This window comes from Phycisphaerae bacterium (genome assembly GCA_024102815.1).
GTDB lineage: Bacteria > Planctomycetota > Phycisphaerae > UBA1845 > UBA1845 > JAGFJJ01.
This window is the reverse complement of sequence record JAGFJJ010000045.1, coordinates 79,677-105,544: the sequence shown is the minus strand read 5'-3', so window position 1 is coordinate 105,544 and position 25,868 is coordinate 79,677. Positions and strand designations below refer to the sequence as shown.

The window sequence follows — 25,868 nt, the reverse complement described above, 5'->3', positions numbered from 1 at the left end:
ATGGACCAATCCTTCACATTCCTCGTACTGATCGGTTGGGTGCCGGCCTGCGCGGTCCTGTTTGCGCTGATGTCACCTGTCCGGGCGGTAAGTGTCGCGTTCAGCTTCGGCTGGCTGTTTCTGCCCGTTGCCCGCGTGTCGATTTCCGGCCTGCCGGACATCGACAAGGTGATGAGCACGAGCCTTGGTGTCTTCTGCGGGATTGCGCTATTTCAGCCGGCCTTGCTGGCCCGCTTGCGGTTCGGCTGGGCCGAAATCCTGCTGCTCTTTTTTGCGATCAGCGTGTACGTAACCTCCGTCGTGAACGGGCTGGGTTCGTGGGATGGAATGTCCGCGACGTTCAGCCAGGTGCTCAACTACGGTGTCCCATTCGTATTCGGGCGGGCCTTGCTCAATACACCACGCGACCGCTGGGAGGCGGGGCGCGTCTTCGTGGGATTTGCAGCGATCTACGCCATCCTGGCTGTCTGGGAATGGCGCATGAGCCCCCAGCTCCACGCCTCACTGTACGGATTCTACCCGCAGGAACGGGGGTTCATGATCGCCGCCCGCTGGGGATTTTATCGCCCCATCCTGTTCTTCTCGGCCAACCTCGCTCTTGGGACTTTCTTCGCCTGGACCACGGTTCTCGCCTGGTGGATGTACCTTCGCAAGCAGCTTACGCCCATGTTCGGGGTCCCGGCCGAAGTGCTCGTCGCTCTGCCTACACTGGGACTGCTCACCTCCATGTCGTTGGGCCCCTGGATTCTGGCGATCGGGGGATTGGGCATTCTGTGGGTATGGTCCAGGACGGGGGCGCGCTGGATTGTGGTCCTCCCCGCCTGCTTTGCCTTTGCCTGGATGTCAGCCCGCTATACTGGCGTCACGCAGGGGGACTGGCTGACACGAAACGTGGAAGTCCTATCCGAAGAGCGCGCTGCTTCGCTCCAGTATCGGATTGATGCCGAGGAACTCCTGCTGGAGCACGCCAAGGAACGTCCGATTTTCGGCTGGGGCGGCTGGGGGCGAAACCGTGTTTACGACGAGCAGGGCGAATCGGTCACGGCCGTTGACGGCCTCTGGATCATCTACGTCGGCATCTACGGACTTTCGGGCCTGACCTTGTTTTTTCTCTGGTGGTGCTATCCCCTCCTGATCAGTGCCCGCGTCCGCGCGCCTTTCGAGGGCGAGGCGGTGGTCATGGCTCTGCTCGTGGCCGTGGCGATTCAGTCCTGTAATCTCGTGTTTAACGCGTTCGTGAGCCCCGTTCTGACGTTAGCCTGTGGAGGTCTGGTTACGAATCTGACGGCCGCGCTGCAACGTGAGCGCTTTGTCAGTGCCCATCGGACCGTATTTGCCGGGTATGCCGCGGGGGGGACAACGTAGGAAAACCAGTAAGCGGGACGCGTGCCGCGCTTAGGCAGGTAAGCCTGGAGAATGCAGCAACCGGATGAAGGTAGCCTGTCGGATCCCCGGGACCAGATTGCCCCCGGCGGCACCGCGCTGCTTCGGCGTGGAGGCATGATGCTTGGGCTCATCGGCGCGGCCGTTTCTTTGGTCGTTGCCGCAATCGCCGTTGTCGTTTGGCAACATGGCGGTCTGGCCGGGCGAGGAGGATTCAATGCGGCGTGCAGTGCGACGTATGCCGCTGCACTTGCGCTGATCTCAATCATGGTCACTCTTGGAGTACTGCGGCTCGGGAAGCGTTGGGCCGCCATAAGGATCCTTCTCGGCGCCTATTTTTTCGTCAGTCTGCTCATCGGTCTCGAACTGGTTGCTGCCTTTCGCTATCCTCGGGTGCCCGGCGGCGTAACGGCCTTTGAATCTGCACCGGAAGTCGGCTGGCAATTGAAGCCTAATTTCAATGGGCTGTATGCGGGCGTCCCCCTGATCACAAACGCCGATGGTTTCCGTTCCCCTCCGATCTCGTTGAAAACGAATCCAAACGTTGTGCGCGTCATTTGCCTGGGCGATTCCGTCACATTCGGTCAGGGTTCGGACGCGGAATATGCCTACCCGCAGATTCTCCAGGGACTCCTGAATAAACAACGCCCCGAGATGTACTGGGACGTGGTGAACACAGGTGTCCCGGGTTATTGCACATTTCAGGAGACGCATCAGCTCCGCCGTTGTCTGGAGCACGGCTACAGGCCGCGACTGGTCATCTTATTGATCTGCTTGAACGACATCACTGAGAAGTACACCGCCCTGCGCAGTTTCGGAGGGACGGGGCTCGGTTTCCAGGGTGTTCCGGACGGTACCGGCGCATGGTTCTTCCGCTCGATCGCCCACCTCCGCCACTACAGCGGAATACTTACTGCTCTGACACCGACGACTGCCGAGGCCCAGCGGCGCGAAGCCTACGCCGTCCGGTTGCTCTGGGAACAGCCCTACGCCGCCCAGATCGAAGAAGCGTGGCAGCAGCAGGAAATTGAACTGGATAAGCTCGTAGACCTCAACCGCTCGGAAGAACTGGGTCTGCTTCTGGCCGTGGTCCCCTACCGCAGCCAGCTTGCCAACCCGAGGAGCAGGAACGCCCCCCAGCGACGGCTGTCCGACTACTCCCAAGAGCACAAACTGGCCTTCCTCGATCTAATGCCCGCGTTGCTTCGCGAAGCGGAGCTGGGCGGCATGTCGCCGGAGTCGTTTTTCCTGGACGATTCCCATTTGACGGCCCAGGGCAACGGAGTGGTCGCCCAAGCTGTGGCCGAGGCGTTCAAAGATTCCGCCAGCGTGGAACCGCCCCTCGGCTCAGCCGATATACCGGGAGAGGGCGGCGCAGGCAGTTATCGAGACGTGATTCTGGACCACGGCACGAGCTGGGCCGTCGCGCTCCGAAAATTGGCCTCGGACAGCATCGCACGGAAACCCTGATTCCGCGCTGCGGGTTTGTTCATTAGAAGGAATGTAGCATGAACGTACTGGTTACCGGCGGAGCGGGATACATCGGCTGTCGCCTCATCCCCGCGCTTCTGACGGACGGGCACAACGTCCGCGTGGTGGACAAGCTCATCTTCGGTGACGGCGGTCTCGCTCCCGTCCGCGACCGGATCGAACTCATCCCCGGAGATATCCTGGCCCTGCCGCCGTCAGCGCTGAAGGATATGGACGCCGTGGTCCATCTGGCGGGGCTCTCCAACGACCCCACCGCCGAGTTCAATCCCGCGGCCAACAAGGCCATGAATACCGATGCCACGATCCGCATTGGCGAAATGGCCAAGAAGGCGGGGGTCAAGCGCTTCGTGTTCGCCTCGTCGTGCTCCATCTATTACACCATGAACCCGGACAACGAGATGCGGAGCGAGGAGTTCCCGGTCGACCCGCAGGCACCCTACTCGTGGTCCAAGCGCCAGGCGGAGATCGGCCTGCTCAATCTCACCGACAGCAATTTCTGCCCGGTCATGTTGCGCAAGGGAACCGTCTACGGACAGTCACCGCGCATGCGCTACGACCTGGTGATCAATACCTTCACCCGCGACGCCTATTCCAAGAGGCGGTTGACGCTGCACGCGGGCGGGCGGATGTGGCGGCCCATGCTCCACATCGATGATGCCGTCGACGCGTATCGCATCGCCCTGTCCGCGCCGGAAGCCAAGGTCAAAGGGCAGATATTCAACGCCCTGTCGGATAACTATCCGGTGATCAAGCTCGCCCATGAGGTGCGCCGCACGCTGGAGGGACACAAGGGCATCCGCCTGGATCTGGATCTCCAGCCCGTGGGCATCTCTCGCAGCTATCGCGTGGACGGAGACAGATTCCGCAACGCCCTGGGATTCAATCCGCAGCACGAAATGGGGCGCTCCGTCGATGAGATGTGGGATGAACTCGAAGGCGGTATCGATATCGACAACCCGATCTATTACAACATCCGCTGGCTTGAGCTCCTGTGCGACATGGAGACGCGATTGAAGGCCATGGGGGGAAGCGTGTTCCTCCCCGGCGAAGCACCACGGGAACGATAGGCTTTGCGCGGCGGATTGAACGGCGACGCTCGTTGGCTCGTGACGTATTGAGGTGACTATGAAACTCGCAGTAATCGGCTCGGCCGGGCAGGTGGGACAGGAGTTCCGCAAGGTGCTTTCCCCCACACAGTGGATCCCGCTCACCCGGGCGGACCTGGATATCACCGATGCCGCCTCGGTCGAGCGATGTCTGTCCTCGATGGACGCCGACGTCATCATCAATCTTGCCGCTTTTCACGATGTCAACGGCTGCGAGGACGACGGAAACCGGGCCTTCGCCGTCAACGCGCTCGGGGCGCTGAACGTCGCACGCGCGGCGGCCGTCGGCGGGCGGAAGATCGTCTACTTCAGTTCCGACTACGTCTTCGGGCAGCAGTCGAACCGCAAGGAGCCCTACCTGGAGGACGACATCGTCGGACCGGTCAACGTCTATGGCGTCAGCAAGGTCGCCGGTGAGCAGTGCGTGCGCATGACCGCGGAGAATCACCTGATCGTCCGTTCCAGCAGCCTCTTCGGAGCGGTGACCAGCAAGAAGGGATGGACTTTCCCCGAGATGATCCTTCGAAAAGCGAAGGCGGGAGACCCCCTCAAGGTCGTGAACGACCAGTACATGTCGCCGACGTACACGCTCGATCTCGTTCGGACGGTCATTCAACTCCTGCAGCGCGGCGCGACCGGCACTGTCCACGTCGCCAATGCCGACGGTTGCACCTGGTATGATTTCGCCACGGCGACGCTCGAGCTGGCAGGGGTGAAGCACGCCATCGAGCCGGTCAGTTCGGCGGCGTTTCCCTCGCGAGCCCGCCGGCCGGTCTACTCGCGATTGGACAGCGGCCGGATCGACGATCTCGGTGTGAACGGCCTTCGCCACTGGCGCGACGCGCTGGGCGCCTACCTGGAGGAAAAGGGCTTGCGCGCCGGCTGAGAGCCACCCGCGCAACGTCTGACTGATTCGATCCCGTTCTAGATTCTTACGAGATAAGGAACCTCACCATGAATATTCACGACGTACAGCAGATTCTCCTTACGGTCCACGAGGACGATCGCGGCTACCTCTACGAAGTAGTTCACGGGAGTGACCCATACGTCACGAAGTTCGGGCAGGTGTACATGGTGGGCGATCGCATCCCCTTTGTCACCCGCGCCTACCACAAGCATCGCGAGTTGCACGACTGGTTCTGCATCGTCCACGGCTCGGCCAAGTTCGTGCTGGTCGACGACCGCGAGACCAGCCCGACGTATCGCAAGCACGACATTCTCATCGGCAGCGATCGCAAACCCAGCATGATCGTCGTCCCACCGGGCGTCTACCACGGGTGGATGAGCCTCGAGCCCGACACGCTGATGTGCAGCGTGGCCAGCCATGAATACAACCGTACGAATCCCGATGAGACCCGCGTCCCGCCCGGCGAGTTCGACAAGCTCATCGGATTCAATCCGTGGCAAATCATCGCCCGGTAAGGCTGCATGCCACTGCTCTTGGGCAGTGCTCTTGTATTTCGCACGATTCGGGTTGCACAAACGACTGGTCGTTCTTGGTAATGGGTGAGCACGAAGAGACATCCTCCGTTGACCTGACGGTGGTGGTGGTCAACTACAACAACCTTCGCGTGCTGCGCGGCTGCCTGCCCGCCTTGCGCGAGGCGCTGCGCGGCATCGCCGCCGAGACCATTCTCTCCGACAATGGAAGCACGGACGGCTCACTCGAGTGGGTTCGCGCAGAATTCCCCGAGGTCCACATTTTGGAGAACCGCGCCAACCTCGGATTCGCCGAGGCCAACAATCGTGCATTCGCCATCGCCCGCGGAGGCTACGTGTTTCTCCTGAATCCCGACACCGTGATCGAACCGGACGCAATCTGCATCCTGATCAAGGTCCTGGATGAACGCCCGGAGGTCGGCGCCGTCGGCCCCAAGCTCCTTAATGGCGACGGCTCGCGACAAATATCAGCCCGGGCCTTCCCCACGGCGCTCTCCTACGCCTTCGGCCTATCCGGGCTCGCGTGGCGTCACCCCAAGAGCCGCTTCTACAACCGCTTCGATATGCTCTGGTGGGATGGCGAGGACGAGCGGGCGGTGGATTGGGTGAGCGGCGCGGCCATTCTCACGCGCCGCGAGGTGCTCGAACGCGTCGGCGGGCTGGACCCCTACTTCTTCCTTACGTATGACGAAGTGGACTGGTGCCATCGTGTACGCAAGGCGGGCCACGCCGTCTGGTACACGCCGCACGCGCGCATTATGCACCTTGACCGGCAGAGTGAGCCGCAGTCCAACCCCAACCCCGAAGCGCGTATCAAGTATCTTACGGTGGAGCGCAACAGCCGCGTGCGATACTTCGTCAAGCACCGCGGGATGCTCTACGCGGCGTGGGTCGAGTGCATCCATATCGTCCTTGCGCTTCTCGTGCTGATCAAGGCCAGGCTCCTCGGCACCAACCAGGCGCCGATTGCCATTCTCGAGAAGGAACTCCTGCTCCGGCTCTACTGGCGAACGTTGAAGCGCCTGCCGCGCGCCATCTGGTCCCGCCTGTGTCGAACCGGGAAAAACGCATCCGATCGAACGCCTTACCGTGTCTTCATCAATCCCTATCTTGCCGATGGCGGATGACCCGTCTCAGATGTCCGGCGCAGAGTCGGTCGTGACGCCCCATGGCGATCGCGCGGCGGAGGCACCGCAGGCGTTACCGTCGATCAGCGTCGTGGTCATCGGCCGAAATGAAGGCCAGCGCCTCGTGCGCTGCCTCGAGTCCATCCGCGCTGCCGCTTACCCGGAAGGGAAGCTGGAGATCATCTACGTTGATTCGGATTCGACCGACGATAGCTGCCGGATCGCCGCCGAACGCGGCGCAAAGGTAATTACCATTCACCCCACGCGACCCTGCGCGGCCGCGGGACGCAATGCGGGCGCCGCCGCGGCCAATCACGAGTTCGTCCACTTCTTCGACGGCGACACGGTCATCCACCGCGACTGGTTCGCAAAAGCGGCCAATGCCATGGGTGATCCTCGGGTGGCCTGCGTGTTCGGCCGGCGCGAGGAAGTCGCTCCGCGATCGACCATCTACAATTTCTGGACGCACCACGACTGGTTCGTCGGTCCCGGCGAGGCCGAAAGTTGCGCCGGCGACGCCATGTTCCGCCGCGAAGTGCTACGCCAGGCCGGCGGATTCGACGAAACGCTGATCGCCGGGGAAGAGCCCGACCTCTGCTTCCGAATCCGCAGCGGACAGCACAAGGTCATTCTCTGCCTCGACGAGCCCATGACCCTGCACGACATGAACATGACCCGATTCCGTCAGTACTGGAAGCGATGTACGCGCACGGGTCACGCCTACGCGGAGGTCGGCGGACGTCATCCGCAGTTGCACTCCTGGCGGCGGGCGCGCTGGCGCGGGCCGATCCACGTGACCGTCGCCCTGCTCGCCGTCATCCTTTCGATCTTCCTTTGGGCGCCCCTTCCGTTCGTGTTCTGGATGATTCTCGTGGCCGCGCTCATCATGCGCAATGCCTGGCGCATGCGCGGGCGACTCGGCTCGCTCTCCGACGCCGTGCTCTACTCGTTGCACCACTATGTGGCCAAGCTGCCCATCACGGTCGGGTCGATTGACTTCTGGTTGCGAAGCACGTTGAAGCGCTCTCCCAAAGCACTCATCGAGTACCGATAGGATACCGTCTCTGGGTCACGTAAAGGCCATCCTCCGCACGACCGCTGCCGGCGCGCTGCACGCCTCCGGTATCAGCGCCCTCATCCGACGGCTCCACCGTCGGGACTTGATCATCCTCTGTTACCACCGCGTACTTCCGGAGGACGACCGCGCCGGTTCGCCGTTCCCCTCGCTTGCGGTGACACCAGAGATCTTCGACGCGCAGATGCGCTGGCTGTCAAGACACTACCGCTGCCTGACGCTTCGGGACGCCGTCGAAGAACGCCGCCGCGGCAAGCTACACGACCTGCCCGCGGCTGTGGTCACCTTCGACGACGGCTATCGCGATAATGCCACCTTCGCGGCACCGGTCCTTCGACAGCACGGCGTCCCTGCGACGTTCTTCGCCATCAGCAGGCTCGTGGATACGGATGAATCGCCCTGGTACGACCGTCTCGCCCGGGCGATTCGGAAACTCGAATCCATCGATGTGGAGCACACGCCGCCCTGCGAGGGCCCCAAGGAGCCGCGTCGCTGGCTGCAGGAACGACTCTCATCCGTCTCCCATGATCCCGCGCGGACCATCGTGGCCGAGGCCAAGGAGCTCGACGCCGCCTTCCGGCGCGAAGTCGTGGCCTGCGCGGTCGAGCTTGCGTCCGTTCGCCCGTCGAACGGCACTCCCGACCATGCCGATGCCATCATGAGTTCACAGCAGTTGCGCGAGCTCGCCCACCAGGGGCACGAGATCGGCTCGCACACCCGTACCCATCCCATTCTCCCGCGGCTCGCACCCGCGGAAATCGACGAGGAGCTCGCCGGATCCTGTGCGGATCTCTCGGCCGTTATGGGCCAGCCGATCGTGTCCCTGGCCTATCCCAACGGCGACTTCAACGAAGTCGTGGTAAGCAAAGCGCGAAACGCGGGCATTCGACAGGCCGTAACCACGCTGCCCGGCCTCAACGATCCGCACCGCGACGTCATGCGCCTCCGTCGCGTGTTTGTCGCCCAGGAACGTCTCGTTGGCGGAAGCGATCGACCCTCCGACGCCTTGTTCGCCCTGGAATTGACCGGCGCAGGCGACAAACTCTTCCTGCGCGAAGCGCGTCGGGGTGGTACCGAACGACCGTCCGCCAATGGAGTCTCGCCGTGAGGGTCGCCTACCTTTGCAGCCGCTACCCGGCGATCTCGCACACGTTTATCATGCGCGAGATTCTCGCCCTGCGCGACGCCGGCTTCGACGTGCAGACATTCACCGTTCGCCGCGTTCCGCCGAACGAGCTGCTCACCGAACTCGACCGCGCGGAAAGCGCCCGGACCCGCGCCATACTTCCCGCCGGACCGCTGAGACTCCTGGTCGCCCATCTTCGTGCATTCCTCCGACGGCCGGCCGGCTACTTCCGTGCTCTGCTGGAGTCTTTGCGCGATCGACCCCCGGGCCTGCGCAACGGGGTGTGGTACATGTATTACTTCGCGGAGGCTGGCATCCTCGCCGATGAACTGAGCCGGCGTGGTATTCGACATGTTCACGCCCATTTCGCGAACGTCGCCGCCAACGTCGCCAGGCTCGCCGCCTGCATCTGCGATGGGTCGTGGAGTCTCACCATCCACGGTCATGCAGATTTCGGCGATCCGGTCACGTCGCGCCTGCGAAGCAAGATCGCATCCGCGGCCTTCACCGCCTGCGTATCCGACTTTGGGCGGGCCCAGGCCATGCTGCAATCCGATCCGAACCACTGGCCGCGGATCCATCGCGTCTTCTGCGGCATCGACCCCGAACGTTTTCAGCCACCGGCCGATCGACCGCGCGAATTCGTGGCGCCTTCGCCTGATCATCCACTGAAGCTCCTGACCGTTGGACGCCTCTCTCCGGAGAAAGGGCACCTGGTTCTGCTCGCCGCACTTCACGACTTGAAGCAGCGCGGCGTACCGGTGCATTGCACGTTCGTCGGGGATGGCCCCAAGCGTTCGCAGCTCGAAGCGGAAGTCGCACGACACGAAATCCAATCGTTGGTGACCTTCGCCGGCGCTATCGGGCAGGACCACATCGGTGACTTCTATGCCGCGGCGGATGTGTTCGTGCTGCCCAGCTTCTCCGAAGGACTGCCCGTTGTGCTGATGGAAGCCATGGCCTCGGGACTGCCGACGGTCTCCTCACGAATAACGGGCATTCCGGAATTGATCCGCGATGGCGAGGACGGCGTGCTGGTCAGCCCCGCACGGCCTGATCTTCTAGCGCAGGCCATCGCCGATTTGGCCGATGATCCCTCAGTAAGGCGACGCATGGCCGCGTCGGCTCGGGAACGCATCGTCCGAGAATTCGATTCCCGCGTCACCGTCCGGCCGCTCGTCGAACTGCTGCGCGAGCGTCTCGCCAATCGCGAGCCGCAGGCTTCGGTCTGCGCGGAGCTATCCGAAGGGTCCGCCGTGCGGACCACAAGGTAAGTCGGGCTGTGCCCGCCAAAATCTCTTTCGATTCGCGACCTTGAAGGCAAACACGACAATCTCGTCTCCAAACAGGATTTCGGACCCAACCGAACCACCGGCCGGCGCCTCATCCGCTTTGACGAACGCTCCACCGGTTGAACCGAACGTCGCGCCGCCGCGTTGCGTCGTCATCTCCCCTGTTCGCGACGAAGCGGCATACCTTCAGCGCACGATCGACTCGATGGTCGCGCAGACGATTCGCCCGACGCTGTGGCTCATCATCGACGATGGCTCGAAGGATGACACCGTCGCTATTGCCCGCCGTGCCGCGGACGTCCACGACTGGATTCGCGTTCACGTTCGCGAAGACCGCGGCAAGCGCCGCGTCGGCGGCGGTGTGGTCGAGGCGTTTGACGAAGGCTGCTCGCTGGTCAATCTCGACGACTACGACTTCGTCTGCAAACTCGACGGCGACCTGGCATTCGAACCGACATACTTTCAACGCTTGTTCGAGAAATTCGCCGCAGATCCCCGCCTCGGCACGGCCAGCGGCAAAAGCTGGCTGGATATCGACGGCCGACTCGTACCCGAACGCACCAGCGACGACTTCTCGCAGGGGCAAACCAAGCTCTACCGCGTCGCCTGCTTCCACGAGATCGGCGGCTTCGTCCGCGAAGTGATGTGGGACGGCATCGACTGCCACCGCTGCCGGATGCTCGGTTGGAACGCGCGCAGTTTCCGCGACGATGAACTCCGCTTCATTCACCTTCGCCCGATGGGATCGTCCTTCAAGAGCATCTACCACGGCCGCCTGCGCTGGGGACGCGGGCAGTACTTCATGGGCACGCACCCGCTGTACGCCCTGGCCATCACGGCCTATCGCATGCTCGAACGGCCGTATGTCATCGGCGGCCTGCTGATCCTGGCCGGTTACACCGGCGCCGCCCTGCGCCGCGCCCGAAGATACGAGGACCCGCGTTTCCGGCGTTTCTTGAGAACATGGCAACTGTCCAGACTCAATCCGCTGTCCCGTCGCGCGAAGTAACGCCCGTCGCAAGACTGGTGAGTCTGCGCCAGCGGTGCGTCTCGCTCTTCGGCATTCCCTTCTGGGCAATTCGCTTCGAGGAAACCCTCGACGCCCTGGTCGAACTGGCCCGCGGGGACGAACCGTCGTACGTGGTCACCGCCAACGTCGATCATGTCGTGCGCTTCGAACGCCGGCCCGAAGTCCGATACCTCTATCTCGATGCCGACATGGTCGTGGCCGACGGCATGCCCCTGATCTGGGCCTCGAAACTGGTCGGGCGGAGACTGCCCCAGCGCGTCGCCGGGTCTGACTTGTTTCCAGCGCTGAGCGCTCGCGCCGCCCGGGAAGGACTCTCAGTCTTTCTGCTCGGCGGCGACCCCGGCACGGCGGATCGCTCCGCGGCCATTCTCCGCGCCCGCCATCCCAGCTTGCGCATCGCCGGAACCTATTGCCCACCCATGGGGTTCGAGAAAGATGCCGATGAGAACGGAAGGATCATTGAGATGATCCGCGCCGCCGATGTGGATATCCTCTTCGTTGGGCTGGGTTCGCCCAAGCAGGAGAAGTGGATCGCTGCGCATCGCAATGATTATCGGGCTCGACTGAGCGTCGGCGTCGGCATCAGCTTCAGCTTCCTGTGCGGCGACGTGGTCCGGGCGCCGCGCTGGCTCCAGCGCCTGGGGCTGGAATGGGCCCACAGAATGTTTCAGGAGCCGGGACGACTCTGGAGGCGATACCTCGTCGACGACAGCCGCTTCGCCTGGCTGGTCCTGCGGGAGATGTTCAAGAGGTCAAAGCAACTGGACCCATGATCAGCGCCAAAACTGAGACAAGCATGGCCTCGCGCACTTTGGCGTCACAACCGCTGCGCAACGCTCCGGCAGTTCGCGCGTTATCGGCCACTCGCGCCACCGCCTATCGGCGCCTCCTGATCGCCGTGCTCATCGTCCCCCTGCTGGTGACGGCCTGGGTCCGCGTGGCCCCGCTCATCGAAGGCGGTGATCGCCTTCAGCGGCAGTGCTTCACGGAAGACGGCTACCTCATGCTCACCATCGCCCGCAACATCGCCCTCAACCATGGCTTCTCCGTCTCCGAAGGCCAGATCGCCACCAATGGAACCCAGCCCCTCGCCACGTTGATCTACGCCGCCTGTTTCCGCGCCGTCGGCGGTGAGCGCCTGCCCGGACTGTTCCTGATTGTAATCGTTCAGATTCTCATCGCCGCAGCCGCCGCGATTCTGCTGTATTTCGCCGTCTCACGATGTTTCTACCGAGGACCCGATGCCGCGACGGCGGCGCTCCTCGTTGCCGGCGTCTGGTTCATCAGCCCCTCGTCGGTCATGCACACCCAGAACGGCCTCGAGACGGGACTGGCCACGCTGCTCATCATCGCCTCGATCGCCCTCTATGACCGCTACCTACTCCGGCTCACCGATTCGATGCACGCGGCCGCATGCCTGACGCTCGGCGCCGTTCTCGGATTGGCCTTTCTCGCTCGAAACGACGCCTGCCTCCTGATCGCCGCACTAATTCTTGTTCATCTATACCGCTGTATGCGGCGCGGCCTTCTCAAGCGAGCGCTCGTCCAGAGCTTCCTGATCGGCGTCACCAGCATTGTCGTGGCGTCGCCGTGGCTGTGGTTCAATGTCTCCCGATTCGGCCATCTCATGCCGGTCAGCGGCCGGTCCCAGTCACTTGACATCGGCTTCGCCACCAACCTGCTCCCGGCATTCGTTGCACTGGTTGAGAACGCCTCGCTCGTCCTTCGCGTCCCGGGCCAATTGGAGCAGAACCCCTACGTCGTCTTTGCCTGCATGGCCGCCGTCCTGGTCGCCGCCGTACTCGCCTTCAGTTTTCGCAAGTTCCTGACTGCAAGATTCTCCCCCGGCATCGCCATACTCGCCCTGTTCGTCGCGGGCCTCTTCGTCTTCTATGCCCTTTTCTTCGGGATGGCCTGCTTTCTGGGTCGATACCTGTTTCCTGCGGTCACGCTTTCGGCCGTTATCCTCCCCTGTCTGTTTCTGGAATGGCTGCGACGTCCCGCACCCGCGCTCTCCCGGTCCGCGATCGTCGCCCTTTCATTCGCGCTGCTCCTGACCATCGCTCTAAATGCCCGCATCTATCGCAACGGCAAGCAGCACATGCACTTCCAGGTTGTTGACTGGGTCCGCGAAAACGTCCCGGCCGACCAATGGGTCGCCGCCGTCCAGACCGGAACGCTCGGTTTCTACCACGACCGCACCATCAATCTTGACGGCAAGGTCAATCCCGAGGCGCTCGAATACCGCGCCGAGGGCCGGACTCCGGAATACGTCGTCAAGCGCAACGTCAGCTACATCGCCGATTGGGCGAGCATCGCCACATGGGCGGACCTGCCCGGATTCGCGGAGAACTATGAACTGATCCTCAAGGACGAAAACCGCGGCCCCAACGGCCTCGCGGTACTGCGTCGCCGAACGCTTGGGGGAGGAACCTGATCAAGGCTGGCCTGACATTCCTGGCCGCGATCGAAGCCTGGTGAAGCGAAAACGATAGCATTCGAACTTCTATGAACCAACGCCCGAACATCCTGATTGTCTGCATCGACTCCTTGCGAGCGGATCACCTGCCCTGCTACGGCTATCACCGCGACACGGCGCCCAACGTGGAGCGCATTGCGGCCGAGGGCTGCATCTTCGACAACGCCTTTTCGGCCGCGCCCTTCAGCCCCGCCTCCTATGCGTCCATCTTCAGCAACCTTTTCCCCCACCAGCACGGCGTGAACGGCGACGACGCCCGCGTCTGGCCGGACGCCTGGCCGCGATTGCCCGAAAAACTGCGCGAACTCGGCTACTTCACCTTCTGCGTCTCCAACAACTCCTTTGTCAGCAGCGAGCTCAACGGCGCCCGCGGGTTCGACGCCTTCATCGGGCCGCGCGACCAGTGGCTCCTCCGCCAGCACAATCGCCTGTACAAATTCGTCCGCGGCGCATTTGGAGACTCCGCCGCCCGAGCCGTCGACGCCTCGCGCATTCTCGTCCAGGACAAGGGCGACTCCGCCCGCGCCGTGTGCGATGTCATCTCCATCTTGAACCGCGCCGCCCAGCCCTTTTTCGGCTTCGTGATTCTCATGGACCCCCACGCGCTCTATCACCCCGCGCGGACGCGATTCAGTGAGAACCGCCCGGCCCTTCGCCGCTTCCTCCGCGACATCAACGGCCGGCAGATGTTCGCCCGGCTCATGGCCGAGGATCGCCCGATCGACCCGGATCTTCGCCAGGCCGCCGTCGATCTCTACGACGGGGAGATCTTCCACGCCGACGCTCAGTTCGGTCGCCTCGTCGACTTCCTTCGAAGCTCCGATCGCCTCGACAATACACTGCTCGGCGTGTGCGCCGACCACGGCGAAGCCTTCGGCGAGCACGGCGTTTGGGGCCACGGTTTCAGTCTCCACGACTACCTTACGCGCGTGCCCCTCATTCTTCGCCACCCCGATCTCTTCGCGCCTGGCACGCGCAGCCAGGCCATCGTCCAACTGCATCATCTTCATGACACCTGCCTGGCCGCGGCTCAAGGCGAATCGCAGGCTTCAGTCTGCGCAGGCTCATCTTCTGATGCGCCGTGTACCCCTGCTCTCGAGCAGTGCGGAAAGAACACGTCTTCCGAGCCGCAGGCCTCAGCGCGCACGAATGTGGGAATCGATGGACGAAGGCAAGATTGGATACCCTCCGACACTCCGAATTCCGCATTCAACATTCAACATTATCTTGCAAACGCCTCTGACGCCGCCTGGACCGGCCTCGACGCCGCCTTCAGCGAATTCCCCGTTCAGACCGGCACGGTTCGCATGATGGAAAAGATGAACCCCAATCTGAAACGCGACGAATGGAAAACCGGCATCTGGTCCTTGCGGACGCGCGACTGGCGCTACGTGGAATACGACAACGGCCGACGCGAACTTTTCGATCTTGTGGACGATCCCGAAGCCACACGCGACGTGTCCCACGCTCACCCGCAGCGCTGCGACGAATTCGCCGCACGACTCGCCGCCCACCGCGAGGATCAACGCTGGACTCCGGCCGGCGATTCCCCGAAGGGCCAGGTCGATACGGCCATTCTCGATCGCCTCCGGGCCCTGGGCTACATCGATTAGGAAATCAGAGAGAACCGCCATGTTTGCATCTGCCCTTCCCGGAAAACTCAAGATGTGGAACGCCGTCTCGGACGTCGGATCGTTCGTGCGGATGTGGCAAGCGGGCCGGGCGTTTGCCAGGCAGCGTCGCGCCGTTCAATCTCCCTCGCCTTCAGGCTCCGAAAGCGACCTTCTTCCCATTCGTGTCCGCTCCCTGGGCGGACACAAGGTCTATCTCCGCCGCGGTTCGACCGACATCGCCGTATTCTGGGAGACATTCGTCCAGCGTTTCTTTCTCCTCCCCCAGGAGCTCCTTCCGTCCTCCGTTGAGTACATCATCGACCTCGGCTGCTACACCGGTCTGGGCACGCTCGCCTTCGCCAAGTGGTTCCCGCAGGCCCGCATTTTCGGCGTGGACGCCTCGACCAAGAACATGGCCTTGGCCCGTCGCAACGTCGGCGAGCACCCCGAGGCCGACCGCATCCGGCTGATGCACGCTGCGGTCTGGTCCGAGGACGCCGACGTCCTGTTCGACGAGGCGTGTGACGAAAGCTGGGCATACAAGGTGGAGCCCAATGCCCAACACGGGGTTCCCGTTCCCGGCAGGCGTCTGACCTCCGTTATTCGCGAGTCCGGCTTTCCGCGCGTGGACTTCCTCAAAGCCAACATCGAAGGCGCCGAACGTGCCCTGCTCGACGACGCGGATCAATGGGCCCCCTACGTGCATACGTTCGTCTGCACCTTCCACGACGACGTGGACTTCAACACTTTTGCAGACCGACTTACTCCGCTGGGATACAAGTGTCTGCCGCCCGAGAGTCTTCCGGGCCAGTACGCTTCCGTTGCCGTCCGGCAAACGCCTGCATAAAGCGGTGAATAACCAGGGCCTGATTCCAATTTAATCGACGTTTCCGATCTCATGTACTTGCTCGTCATCCATATTCCTTTTGAGCGTTCGGCACCTGGCGCGGGGCTTGTCTCCGCTGAATGGGCACACGACCTGGTCTTCCTGAAAGACTCTCTGCAGGGTCGGTTTGGAGAGATTGTCGTCGCATGCCCGGAACGCCCCTCCGGCACGCCCTGGCATCAGCAGGTCCCACGCGAACTTCGCGAGTCCGAGGACGGCATACGCTTCGTCCCCCTCTGCCCTGCCGGTCTGCGCGCGCGGCAATTCTGGCACAGAGCCCCGTCGACCTGGAGAACGCTGCGCGGCCTTGCACAACAAGCGGAAGTCGTGCACGGAGGAATGAGTGATCTGTTCAGACCGATCTCGCAAATGGGTCTGTACGCCGGACTGTCCGCCGGCCGCGCGACCGTTTTCATCGTGGACATGGACGTCCGCAACCACATCCGGCAGTTGCAGGGCCCCCGCCGGTCTTGGCGAACGGCGATTTACCTGCGCTGCTATGAGCGCGTGCTGCGCTTTGCCGCTGCCCGGGCGAGCGTCTCCTTTCTGAAAGGGGCATCGCTGTGCCAATGCGCCGGACCACGTGCACGGAACGTCCATGATTTCGTTCACACGGCCCACCTTCGCGACTGGGTGATCTCTCCCGAGGAGTTGCAAAAGAAATCCGTCGAAATGCGGGCGGCGTCAACACTGCGAATGGTCTTTATCGGACGGCTCACCAAATGGAAGGGACTCATTGGCTCGATCCGCACAGTCGACATCCTGCGACGCGCCGGCGTACCGGCGGAGTTGGACATCTTCGGAGGTGGCGAGCAACTTGAGGAATTGAACAGGCTTGCTCACGACCTGAATCTCCGCGACGCGATTCGCTTCCTGGGTGCCAGACCATATTCCTCCAAATTCGTGACCTCGCTTCGGGATTACCACTTGATGCTTTACACGCCCGAGGCCGAAGACACCCCACGCAGCATTTTCGACGCCATGGCCGCCGGCGTTCCTACCGCATCGTTCGATTTCGAGTACACGCGCCGTTGGGTCGCGAACGAGTACTGCGGCATCGTAGCCCCCTGGAGTAACCACGAGGCACTTGCTCGGCAGATTGCCGAACTGTGGAATGATCGCCCTCGATTGATCGATATGGCCCACCGCTGCGCCGCCGCCGGAGCATTTCACTCCGCCGAAGCGTGGTTCAATCGCCGGGCCCGCCTGACATTCGAAGCCGTCGACGCCCATCGCACCGCCCGCCACGTCCGCCGGACGACCACGGCAACCCGCACCGCGCCCTGATTACAGGGGCAACCGCACCTGATCGCCCTCGCCGATCTCACACCGCTCGCTCCGCTTCCGTCGAACCCGCCTCCGCCTTTTCAACGAATCCCACACCCAGCCCGCCCATTTTCACGAAGCACACTTGGGTCCCGTCTCCAAGGCAGTCCGCCGGGAGATCCCGCCGAAGATCCCCTGCGCACATCCGGCAGCGGGCTCGCATCGAATTGCGTTGGCGAACCACACTGCATCCCCGTACGTAAAGTCCTCGTCACAGCGCGGCGAATCGATGTCGAATGCTTGACATTCGCGCTACCGCGCTGTTACTAGAGCGACCTCGGCGAGGGCATGCCAAACGCCGCAGATTGATCGAGCTTTGCACCAAGCGGAACGTCAGGCGAGCTCCGCTTTTTCCGTAACGTACGCGTAACAGGCGGACTGCGAAGATGATCCAGGTTACCAATCTCACCAAACGCTATGGACCTCTGGTCGCCGTCGACAACATCTCCTTCTCCGTCGAACGCGGCGGAGTCATCGGGTTCCTCGGCCCCAACGGCGCCGGAAAGACCACCACCATTCGCATACTGACCTGCTACCACCCGGCGTCGAACGGCACGGCCACCATCGCCGGTTTCGACGTGTTCAAGGACTCCATGGAAGTCCGCCGCCACATCGGCTACCTTCCGGAGTCCACCCCGCTCTACCCCGAAATGCGCGTGCGCGAATACCTCGACTTCCGCGGGAAGCTGCGCGGCATGGATCGTGACGCCCGCAACACCGCCATCCGTCGCGTCGCGGAACGCTGCTGGCTGGGCGAATTCATCCACCGCCCCATCAGCCAGCTCTCCAAGGGCATGAAGCAGCGCGTGGGCCTCGCCGACGCCATCATGCACGACCCCGACGTGCTCATCCTCGACGAGCCCACCATCGGCCTGGACCCCACCCAGATCCGCGAAACGCGAAACCTCATCCGCGAACTCGGCGAGCGCCATACGGTCCTGCTTAGCTCACACATACTGCCCGAAGTCGAGCAGACCTGCTCGCGCACGATCATCATCGCCGCCGGGCGCATCGTCGCCCAGGGTTCACCGGCCGATCTCCGCGATCAGCTCGTCGCCCGCGCCCGTGTCGTGGTTGAACTCCACGGACCGGAAGCCGACGTCGTCAAGCAAGTCCGCGCCATGGACGGCGTCAATGCTGTCGATGCCGCGGGCGAAAACGGCTGGTTGCGGCTCAGCATCCAGCCCAAGCCCGATCGTGACATCCGCGAGGACATCTTCAAGCTCACGACGCGTAACGGCTGGTCGCTGCGCGAAATCCGCCGCGACGGTGCCACGCTCGAGGACTTCTTCGTGCAGGTGGTCAACCAGCACCGCATGGCCCGCGCCGAGCAGACAAAATAGCCCTCGCCCGGTTCATGTATTAACGTGAGGACGGATCGGAGAAACAGCGATATGCGAAACATCACCACCATGGCCCACCGCGAGCTCGGGGCGTATTTCCTTTCCCCCGTCGCCTACGCGGTGCTCGCCATCTTCCTCTTCACCGTCGGGCTGGCCTTCGGGCTGGGGACTTTCCGCTCCGGCGAAGAAGCCTCCATGCGCAGCACGGTCGAGTTCTGGATGGTGCTGATCCTCGTCTTCGTCCTGCCCATGCTCACCATGCGACTGATGAGCGAGGAACTCCGCAGCGGAACGATCGAGTCGCTCCTGACGGTCCCCATCACCGAGGCCGAGGTCATCCTCGGCAAGTTTCTCGGCGGCCTGGCTTTCTACGGCGTGCTCCTGCTGAGCACCCTGCTCTATCCCGTCCTCCTGGCCGTCTACGGCAATCTCGATCCCTGGCTTCTCGTCTGCCACTACCTCGGCCTGCTGCTGCTCGGCTCGCTGTTCATTTCCGTGGGCCTGTTCTTCAGCACGATCACCCGCCACCAGGTCGTCGCCGTGCTTGGCGCTAGTGCCCTGCTCGCCCTCATGACCTTCGCCAGCCAGCGTCTCTCGCTCCTTGTCGAAGGAAACGTCAAGGTCCTGCTCCAGCAGATATCCATCGCCGCCCACTATGCCGACTTCACCCGCGGCCTCGTCGATCTGAACAACCTGATCTTCTTTATTACCTCCACCGCCTTCTTCCTGTTCCTGGCGGTGAAAGTCTTGGAGATGCGCCGATGGCAGTAGCCGCGCAAGCACAGCCCAGGGGTTCCGCCGGACGACGCATTGGCGTCGGCGCCAACGTCGCCCTCAGCATCCTTCTCGTCGCCGCCATCGTGGTCGTCGCCCAGATGATCGGCTTCAAGCTCTCTCAGCGCTGGGATATGACCTCCAGCGGCGTCAATAGCCTCAGCGAGGGCACCGTCAACCTGCTGAACAGCCTCGACCAGCCCGTCCGCTTGACCTCCCTCTACTTCGAGACCGACCTCGACGAGGAAGACCAGCAGCGCTACCGCCGGCCGGTCATGGACCTGCTCAACCTCTATGAAGCCACCAACCGCGCCCGCGTCACGGCCGACTGGATCAATCCCATGAAGGAACAGGAGGAGATGCGCAAGCTGCGCGACCGCCTCCGCGACCTTCCAAAGTTCAAGGAAAACATCAAGACGTACGAGTCCGTCATCGAGACCTACCAGACCGACATCGCGCCCGTCGTCGCCCAGACGCTCCAGGACGAACTCAACACCATTGGCGCCTTCAGCACCGGACTCAGCGGCGGCGAGCTGCCCCGCCCGCTCGCGGCCATCAAGAACGCCTTGGATTACCTCGTCCAGGGCGTGCAGCAGCGCCGCCAGCAGATCGAGGCCTACACGCAGTCCCCCGAAAAGCAGCTCGGCGCCGCCGTCAATGAACTCCGCCAGCTTTACGATGAGCTCGCTCGCAACTTCAAGGAGCTCGCGAATTACGCCCAGGGCCAGGTCGGGAAGGACGCGAGTCTCTCTCCCGCCCAGCTCGAATACCTTCGCGGCATGGGCAACCGCCTCGCGGACATCACCGGCAAGGTCGAGGCCCAGATCACGCGACTCCAGGGACTCGAACCCCTTCGCATCGAAGACCTCTTCGCCAAGATGCAGCCCACCAGCAACGCCATACTCGTCGAGACCCCCAACGATGCCACCGTCGTCGAGTTTCAGGACGTCTGGCCGCCCCGCGACGAGACCCTCGGCCTGCGCGCTCGTTTCGAGCAGCGGGGGTTCAAGGGCGAGGAAAAAGTGACCTCAGCCATCCTTCGCACGACCCACCAGGAGCAGACCGCCGTCATCTTCGTCCGCTACGGAGGCCGGCCGCTGTTCACCCCGGGCTTCGGGCAGAATCCCGCGGGCGACATGCTCACAATGCAACAGCAGCTTGAAGATGCCAACTTCAACGTGAAAGAATGGGACCTCGCTTCGTCCATGACCCCGCCGACCTTCGATCCGGAGCCGACGCGCATCATCTACGTCGTCCTCCGCCCGACGCCTCCGCCGGCGGGGCCCTTCGGGCAACCGAGCCAGGAGCCGCCCTTCTCCGAGAGCCACAGCAAGGCCCTCCTCGAAGCGCTGGACAAGAACGGCGGACGGGCCATGTTTCTCGCCGGGTGGATGCCCGGACCGTTTCCGCCAGTTCCGGCAAGCTACGAATTCAACGACTACCTCCAGTCCAACTGGGGCATCAAGGTCGAAGACGAAGTCCTGCTCATCCAGACCGCCAGCGTCAAGGCGGGCCAGTACAACGTCATCCGCCAGGACTTCTTCACCATGGACGAGCCGGACGTCACGAATCACGTGATCGTTTCGGGTACCCGCGCCCGCGATCTCTACCTTCCTTGGTGCGCCCCGCTCGAGCGGTCGGACAAGCTGCCCGAGGGCGTTACCGTTCAGGACCTGATCGTTCAGCCGGAAAAGGATGGCGTCTGGGGCGTACACAACCTTTCCGACTACCAGGAACAGCTCTCCAAGCGCGAGTACCTGACGCGAATGCCCGACGATGAGACGGGCCCGTTCACGATCGCCGTCGCCGCAGAGCACGGCGACCACAAGATTGTCGTGGTCAGTTCCCGCGACTTCATGATCGATCAGATCGCGTTCGCCCGGGAATTGATGATGGGCGCCCAGGGTCTGATGATGCGCTCCAGGAACCCCGGCAACGTCACATTGGTGCTCAACTCGTTGCACTGGCTCAACGACAACACTGAATTCATGAACGTCGGCCAGCCCATCGACGTCTCCGTACTGGAAATTGCGAACAAGGATACCGAACGCGTCATTCAGGCGCTGACCATCTTCGCCTGGCCTGCATTGGCCCTGGCCCTGGGCGGCGTCGTCTGGCTCGTTCGCAGGCGGTAGGCACGTTTAACCATGAACACCAAGACGACCCTCTACCTCGTCGTTCTGCTCTCACTCCTGGTGGCCGGCTTCCTCTACGTAACCAACGCGCCGCCGAAGCCCGAGGAGGAAGCGGACCGCGGACCGGCCAATCCCGGTGCCGCCGTCGCCCGCGATGTACTCGCCGAATCGCTCGGCGATCCGGTCAAGATCGTTGTCCAGCGGAACGGCGAGGACGAGCCCTGGGTGTTCGAAGCCACGGACAAGGACGAGAACGGCTACCCCATCTGGGAAATGACCGCTCCCACCCCCATGAAGGTCATGCGCTGGCAGGTCGAGCGCATCGCCAATTCGCTCAAGCGCGCCCAGTATGTCCTTTCATTCAAACCGGGGGAGCCGGGCAGCGTCACGCCCGAGGAGGCCGGACTCGCCCCGCCCCAATGGACGGCCACCATCACCGATGCCGACGGCAAGTCGGCCTCGCTCGAAGTCGGTATCGCCCGATCCCCGAGCGAGTCCTACGCCCGCCGCCCCGGCCAGGACGAAATCCTTGTCTCGACCACCTCATTCAAGGATCTTCTCCTTCCCTCCCGCATCGCCTATCGCGTTCAGGAGTTCTGGTCCTTCAAGCCGGAGGACGTCCGCCGCGTGGAGATCGTCGATCGCACCGGTGATCAGCCCGTCACTTACATCCTTGTGCCCGACGGCCGCACCGGTTGGCGCTTCGAGCAACCCTTTTCCGGACCGGCGACGGACAAGGTCAAGGCGATGGTCCAGACCTTCGGAAACATGCGCGCCCTCAAGTGGCACAGCGACGACCCCGCCCGCCTTCGCGGTTACGGATTCGAACCCGCGGCCTACACCTTCCGCGCAACCGTCGAGGAACAGGTGCCTGTCGAATCCGACGAGACCGAATCGGCGAAGGATGAATCCAACCAGGAGGAAGGCGGCGAAGAGAAGCCCAAGACCCGCACCGAATTGACCACCCACGAATTCGAAATGTCCACGCAATCGCCGCTCGGCGAAGACTCGAAGGTGTTCGTCCGGCTCGGCGGCACCGCGGCCGTCGGCGACATCCTCAAGGTCGCCGCCGACAAGCTGCGCCTCTCTCCCTCCGAATGGCGCGACCTGCGCGTCACCGTCACACCGATCGCCGCCCCATCCCGCGTGGACCTGACGACACCGGAAGGCTCGGCCGCCTTCGTTCGACGTGACGGACGATGGTTCTTTGACGACGGCCGGCGCGCCGAGGACGCCCTTGTCGATGAGCTGATCGCGACCGTCAGCAACCTCCGCGCCGTCGTGTTTGAGGACCAGGCCGGCGACCCGACGCAATACGGGCTGGATCAACCTCAGATCGACATCCGCCTGACGACGCCCGCGTCAACGTCCGCCAAGCGATTGGTTATCGGCAACTACACCGACCCGCAGACCCGGCGGCTCGTCTACGCCCGCTTTGAGGATGGCCCCGTTTCCAAGCTCCGCGTGGAAGACATCCAGCCGCTGCTCCGCGCGCCGCGCGAGTATCTCGACCGCACGGTTTTTCAGTTTTCTCCCAATCGCATCGAGCGTTTGTCGCTGTCTCGCCCGAATCCCGTCACCGGCGACCGGGAATCCCTCGTATTCGAAAAGCCCGAGTCGCAGTGGATCATGGCCGAACCGGTTTCCGCTCCTGTTCGACAGGACCGCCTCGGCAAGTTCGTCGATAACCTCGGCGGCCTCCGCGCCGAAACCGTTCTGGCCGATAACGGTGAGCTCAGCGCATTCGGGCTGCGCGATCCCGAAGTGACCATCGCCTTCTCTTACAGGCCCCCCGTCGAGTTTCGCATGGAGCCCAAGGCCAAGGCCGAAGGCAAGACGGCGACCGATTCCGACGCCTCGGACGAAGACAACGGCACAGAGGCAAACAGCGGCGATCTCGTCCAGGTCGAGTACCAGCCGCCATCGCAGACGTACACGCTCTGGGTGACCATGCACGACGGAAAGGCCGTTGCCGCTCGGGAGGGCGCGCCCCAGATCTACGCATTGCCCCGTGCGTTTTTCGATCAGCTCGGCGAGGAATTCCGCTCCGGCGAACTGTTCCGGTTCGATCCCGAGGCCGTTTCTTCGTTCTCCATCCGAAACGGCGATGCCAGCTTCGCTTTCGAGAAGAGCAACGACGCATGGAAGTACACCAGCGAGCCCGACCTGCCCCTGGATCAGGCCAAGGTCCAGAACCTCCTCCTTCAGATTCACGATCTCAAGGCCGGGAGCTTCCTGACCCAAACCGATACGCCACCCGCTCAATTCGGCTTAGATCAACCCGCCCGCCAAGTGAGCGTAAAGACAAACGATTCTACAGCAATGCTTAACATTTCGTCCAAGACCGAGTCCGCTCGGGGCATTCCCGGCCAAGCGGCCAACGTCTCCGGGGTCCCCGGCGTGTTCCTGATCCCCGTACCCGATCTGGCTCGGCTTGAAGTCCGCATGGAAGACCTGGAAGCCCGCTGACTTCCGGTCCGCCGCTCATTTTCTGCACGCTGCTGCTTGAATTCCGTCCAGCCCTGCCGTATTATTCACTGATAGCGGAAGCAAGGCGCCCTTGCAGTAAAGCCCGCTTTGCTCTCGTAGCTCCGCTGGAATTCGGAAGTGACGCATACTTGTCACCAACGTAATACCGAAGTCCTCTTTTGGTTTTTTCAAACGTGCAACTGAGAAATCTTGCTCCCACAGGAATACAGTCTCAGGCCGATAACATATGCCATCCGGGCTATTTGCAGAACTGCTTCACCTCCTTTTTCAGTTCAGCTTTTCTGAGCTTGGAGATCACCAAAAATGGCAGTCAGACACCACATTAAAGTCCTCGTTGTCGATGATGATCCCTCCATCTGCAAGACCGTCGGACTACTGCTCGAAGATCACGGCTACAGCCCGCGAACCTTCACCGACGCCGACTCGGCCTTGGAAGCGGCGGAGCAGGAGTCGTTTCAAGTTGCGCTGATCGACCTGCGCATGCCGGCGATGGACGGCGTCGAAGTCGTCGAGCGCCTGAAATCGATCGACCCGCGGATGAGCTGCATCGTGATGACGGCCTATCCCGATCTGGACAGCGCCACGGAAACGATGCGTCGCGGCACGTGCGACTACATCCCCAAGCCGTTCAAGCAGGATGAGCTGGTCGCTTCCGTGGACCGCGCCTGCCAGCGGATGGGCATCATCTACACCGACGAGAACGAACTGAACCGCCTCATCGGCCAGCGCATCCGCAGCCACCGCCTCGCCCAGAACCTGACCCTTCGGCAGCTTTCCGACCGCACCGACCTGACCACCTCGCAGCTTTCGCAGGTGGAGCTGGGCAAGAACGCGGCGTCGATCTGGGCCCTGGCCCGCATCAGCAACGCCCTGGGCTTGCAGGTGTCGGAACTGCTGGGCGGGCTTTGATCGCGCGGCGCCGCGCCGCACGGGGCAGGGTGCATCTTGATGCACCTCTTGGTCAGCGCGTAGGCGCGTAGCGTGCCTCTTGATGGACCAATTCGGCGGGCGACAATCCTCAGCCATGCCCGCATATGTTTGCTGCTCGATCCGGCACATGGCGGACGGCGTCGTCATCAGCGGTCGGTCTGGCTACGACGGTGCTACGAGCATTTGATTCGTAGAAAGCGAGATTGGCGAAGGCACGTCGTTTACATTCATTTCAATCCGGTCAGGCATGGGCTGGTCGACGTTCCGCGGGATTGGCGGTGGTCGAGCATCCACCGCTTTATTCGGTCGGGATTGATCGACCCCCAATGGCCCGGAACGTCGGCGGTGGAATTTCCGCCCGTGAGGGAATAGGGGCGCCGGGGCGGAGCAAGAGGTGCATCGAGATGCACCCTACCTAGCTGGATTCCCACATCCTTGTCCGACCACCGTAACCCGGGTGCGGGATCCGCTTCCCCTCAATCCCACGAAATCTGCAAAATCTGGAGTCTCTAGTGGGGACTCAATGATGATTGTCTCTGTCAGTCCGTCATTTCGCTCAAACCGCACCAACCAAAACCGATCAACCTGCCCGCTGGAAATGTCCACTGACGATAGGACGCGTACGTTAACATCAACCGTGGCACGACCCGCTTGGCGAGGCGTCCCTGAACTTTCGGATACGACGGGGTATCGCCTTCCGATAGAGTCTAAGATCTCATCGGGCGTCGAGTCACCAAGGGTGTTTATTGTGGCGAACTCGAGAAAAATCTCTGTAATTCTCTCTCCAGTCGTTAGATCACTTAGCTCTAGCCGAGCGAAACA

Annotated in this window: 20 protein-coding genes; all 20 read left to right on the top strand. The window is 62.6% G+C overall.

Features of this window, described 5'->3' with window-relative positions; genetic code table 11:
• The 20 genes from J5J06_10025 to J5J06_09930 all read left to right on the top strand — a co-directional run bounded on the left by J5J06_10025 (window position 1) and on the right by J5J06_09930 (window position 25,025).
• Complete coding sequence (locus J5J06_10025; GenBank protein MCO6437412.1) at window positions 1-1,365, top strand: hypothetical protein; 1,365 nt, start codon at window positions 1-3, stop codon at window positions 1,363-1,365.
• Between the two features lie 51 nt (window positions 1,366-1,416).
• On the top strand, window positions 1,417-2,853 hold the full coding sequence (locus J5J06_10020) for a hypothetical protein (GenBank protein ID MCO6437411.1): 1,437 nt from the start codon (window positions 1,417-1,419) through the stop codon (window positions 2,851-2,853).
• 38 nt (window positions 2,854-2,891) lie between these two features.
• Entirely contained in the window at window positions 2,892-3,941 is a 1,050-nt protein-coding gene (locus tag J5J06_10015; protein MCO6437410.1) for an SDR family oxidoreductase, read from the top strand.
• A gap of 58 nt (window positions 3,942-3,999) precedes the next feature.
• Window positions 4,000-4,866, top strand: a complete 867-nt coding sequence (gene rfbD, locus J5J06_10010; GenBank protein ID MCO6437409.1) for a dTDP-4-dehydrorhamnose reductase — start codon at window positions 4,000-4,002, stop codon at window positions 4,864-4,866.
• A 68-nt stretch (window positions 4,867-4,934) separates the two neighbouring features.
• Entirely contained in the window at window positions 4,935-5,402 is a 468-nt protein-coding gene (locus J5J06_10005; GenBank protein ID MCO6437408.1) for a dTDP-4-dehydrorhamnose 3,5-epimerase family protein, read from the top strand.
• 80 nt (window positions 5,403-5,482) lie between these two features.
• A complete protein-coding gene (locus J5J06_10000; GenBank protein ID MCO6437407.1) occupies window positions 5,483-6,547 on the top strand; it encodes a glycosyltransferase family 2 protein in 1,065 nt (354 codons plus the stop codon).
• A 10-nt stretch (window positions 6,548-6,557) separates the two neighbouring features.
• Window positions 6,558-7,601, top strand: coding sequence for a glycosyltransferase (locus tag J5J06_09995; protein ID MCO6437406.1), 1,044 nt, complete (start codon window positions 6,558-6,560; stop codon window positions 7,599-7,601).
• A 106-nt stretch (window positions 7,602-7,707) separates the two neighbouring features.
• The gene (locus J5J06_09990) at window positions 7,708-8,730 is read left to right on the top strand and encodes a polysaccharide deacetylase family protein (GenBank protein ID MCO6437405.1); all 1,023 of its coding nucleotides are present in this window, start codon (window positions 7,708-7,710) and stop codon (window positions 8,728-8,730) included.
• Entirely contained in the window at window positions 8,727-10,022 is a 1,296-nt protein-coding gene (locus J5J06_09985) for a glycosyltransferase family 4 protein (protein MCO6437404.1), read from the top strand. Before J5J06_09990 ends, J5J06_09985 begins: the two co-directional genes overlap by 4 nt.
• Window positions 10,023-10,140: 118 nt before the next feature.
• A complete protein-coding gene (locus J5J06_09980; GenBank protein ID MCO6437403.1) occupies window positions 10,141-11,049 on the top strand; it encodes a glycosyltransferase family 2 protein in 909 nt (302 codons plus the stop codon).
• A 17-nt stretch (window positions 11,050-11,066) separates the two neighbouring features.
• Entirely contained in the window at window positions 11,067-11,843 is a 777-nt protein-coding gene (locus tag J5J06_09975; protein ID MCO6437402.1) for a WecB/TagA/CpsF family glycosyltransferase, read from the top strand.
• 23 nt (window positions 11,844-11,866) lie between these two features.
• Window positions 11,867-13,507: a glycosyltransferase family 39 protein gene (locus tag J5J06_09970; GenBank protein MCO6437401.1), complete on the top strand. Its 1,641-nt coding sequence runs from the start codon at window positions 11,867-11,869 to the stop codon at window positions 13,505-13,507.
• Window positions 13,508-13,578: 71 nt separating this feature from the next.
• Complete coding sequence (locus J5J06_09965; protein MCO6437400.1) at window positions 13,579-15,162, top strand: sulfatase; 1,584 nt, start codon at window positions 13,579-13,581, stop codon at window positions 15,160-15,162.
• Window positions 15,163-15,181: 19 nt separating this feature from the next.
• A complete protein-coding gene (locus J5J06_09960; protein MCO6437399.1) occupies window positions 15,182-16,009 on the top strand; it encodes an FkbM family methyltransferase in 828 nt (275 codons plus the stop codon).
• Between the two features lie 378 nt (window positions 16,010-16,387).
• On the top strand, window positions 16,388-17,335 hold the full coding sequence (locus tag J5J06_09955) for a glycosyltransferase (protein MCO6437398.1): 948 nt from the start codon (window positions 16,388-16,390) through the stop codon (window positions 17,333-17,335).
• Window positions 17,336-17,760: 425 nt separating this feature from the next.
• Entirely contained in the window at window positions 17,761-18,717 is a 957-nt protein-coding gene (locus J5J06_09950; protein MCO6437397.1) for an ABC transporter ATP-binding protein, read from the top strand.
• A gap of 51 nt (window positions 18,718-18,768) precedes the next feature.
• The gene (locus tag J5J06_09945) at window positions 18,769-19,488 is read left to right on the top strand and encodes an ABC transporter permease subunit (protein MCO6437396.1); all 720 of its coding nucleotides are present in this window, start codon (window positions 18,769-18,771) and stop codon (window positions 19,486-19,488) included.
• Window positions 19,479-21,626, top strand: coding sequence for a Gldg family protein (locus J5J06_09940; GenBank protein ID MCO6437395.1), 2,148 nt, complete (start codon window positions 19,479-19,481; stop codon window positions 21,624-21,626). The genes J5J06_09945 and J5J06_09940 overlap by 10 nt, the downstream gene beginning before the upstream one ends.
• A gap of 12 nt (window positions 21,627-21,638) precedes the next feature.
• Window positions 21,639-24,095 (top strand): DUF4340 domain-containing protein, encoded by a 2,457-nt coding sequence (locus J5J06_09935; protein ID MCO6437394.1) that lies wholly within the window; start codon window positions 21,639-21,641, stop codon window positions 24,093-24,095.
• Between the two features lie 324 nt (window positions 24,096-24,419).
• Window positions 24,420-25,025 carry a response regulator gene (locus J5J06_09930; protein MCO6437393.1) on the top strand — a complete coding sequence of 202 codons (606 nt, stop codon included), beginning with the start codon at window positions 24,420-24,422 and terminating at the stop codon, window positions 25,023-25,025.
• Window positions 25,026-25,868 lie beyond the last annotated feature (843 nt).

What these genes read in the sequence shown, in the direction of transcription:
- J5J06_10025 (MCO6437412.1), top strand. Translation starts at nt 1, where the DNA reads ATGGACCAATCCTTCACATTCCTCGTACTGATCGGTTGGGTGCCGGCC.
- J5J06_10020 (MCO6437411.1), top strand. Translation starts at nt 1,417, where the DNA reads ATGCAGCAACCGGATGAAGGTAGCCTGTCGGATCCCCGGGACCAGATT.
- J5J06_10015 (MCO6437410.1), top strand. Translation starts at nt 2,892, where the DNA reads ATGAACGTACTGGTTACCGGCGGAGCGGGATACATCGGCTGTCGCCTC.
- rfbD (MCO6437409.1), top strand. Translation starts at nt 4,000, where the DNA reads ATGAAACTCGCAGTAATCGGCTCGGCCGGGCAGGTGGGACAGGAGTTC.
- J5J06_10005 (MCO6437408.1), top strand. Translation starts at nt 4,935, where the DNA reads ATGAATATTCACGACGTACAGCAGATTCTCCTTACGGTCCACGAGGAC.
- J5J06_10000 (MCO6437407.1), top strand. Translation starts at nt 5,483, where the DNA reads ATGGGTGAGCACGAAGAGACATCCTCCGTTGACCTGACGGTGGTGGTG.
- J5J06_09995 (MCO6437406.1), top strand. Translation starts at nt 6,558, where the DNA reads ATGTCCGGCGCAGAGTCGGTCGTGACGCCCCATGGCGATCGCGCGGCG.
- J5J06_09970 (MCO6437401.1), top strand. Translation starts at nt 11,867, where the DNA reads ATGGCCTCGCGCACTTTGGCGTCACAACCGCTGCGCAACGCTCCGGCA.
- J5J06_09965 (MCO6437400.1), top strand. Translation starts at nt 13,579, where the DNA reads ATGAACCAACGCCCGAACATCCTGATTGTCTGCATCGACTCCTTGCGA.
- J5J06_09960 (MCO6437399.1), top strand. Translation starts at nt 15,182, where the DNA reads ATGTTTGCATCTGCCCTTCCCGGAAAACTCAAGATGTGGAACGCCGTC.
- J5J06_09955 (MCO6437398.1), top strand. Translation starts at nt 16,388, where the DNA reads ATGAGTGATCTGTTCAGACCGATCTCGCAAATGGGTCTGTACGCCGGA.
- J5J06_09950 (MCO6437397.1), top strand. Translation starts at nt 17,761, where the DNA reads ATGATCCAGGTTACCAATCTCACCAAACGCTATGGACCTCTGGTCGCC.
- J5J06_09945 (MCO6437396.1), top strand. Translation starts at nt 18,769, where the DNA reads ATGCGAAACATCACCACCATGGCCCACCGCGAGCTCGGGGCGTATTTC.
- J5J06_09940 (MCO6437395.1), top strand. Translation starts at nt 19,479, where the DNA reads ATGGCAGTAGCCGCGCAAGCACAGCCCAGGGGTTCCGCCGGACGACGC.
- J5J06_09935 (MCO6437394.1), top strand. Translation starts at nt 21,639, where the DNA reads ATGAACACCAAGACGACCCTCTACCTCGTCGTTCTGCTCTCACTCCTG.
- J5J06_09930 (MCO6437393.1), top strand. Translation starts at nt 24,420, where the DNA reads ATGGCAGTCAGACACCACATTAAAGTCCTCGTTGTCGATGATGATCCC.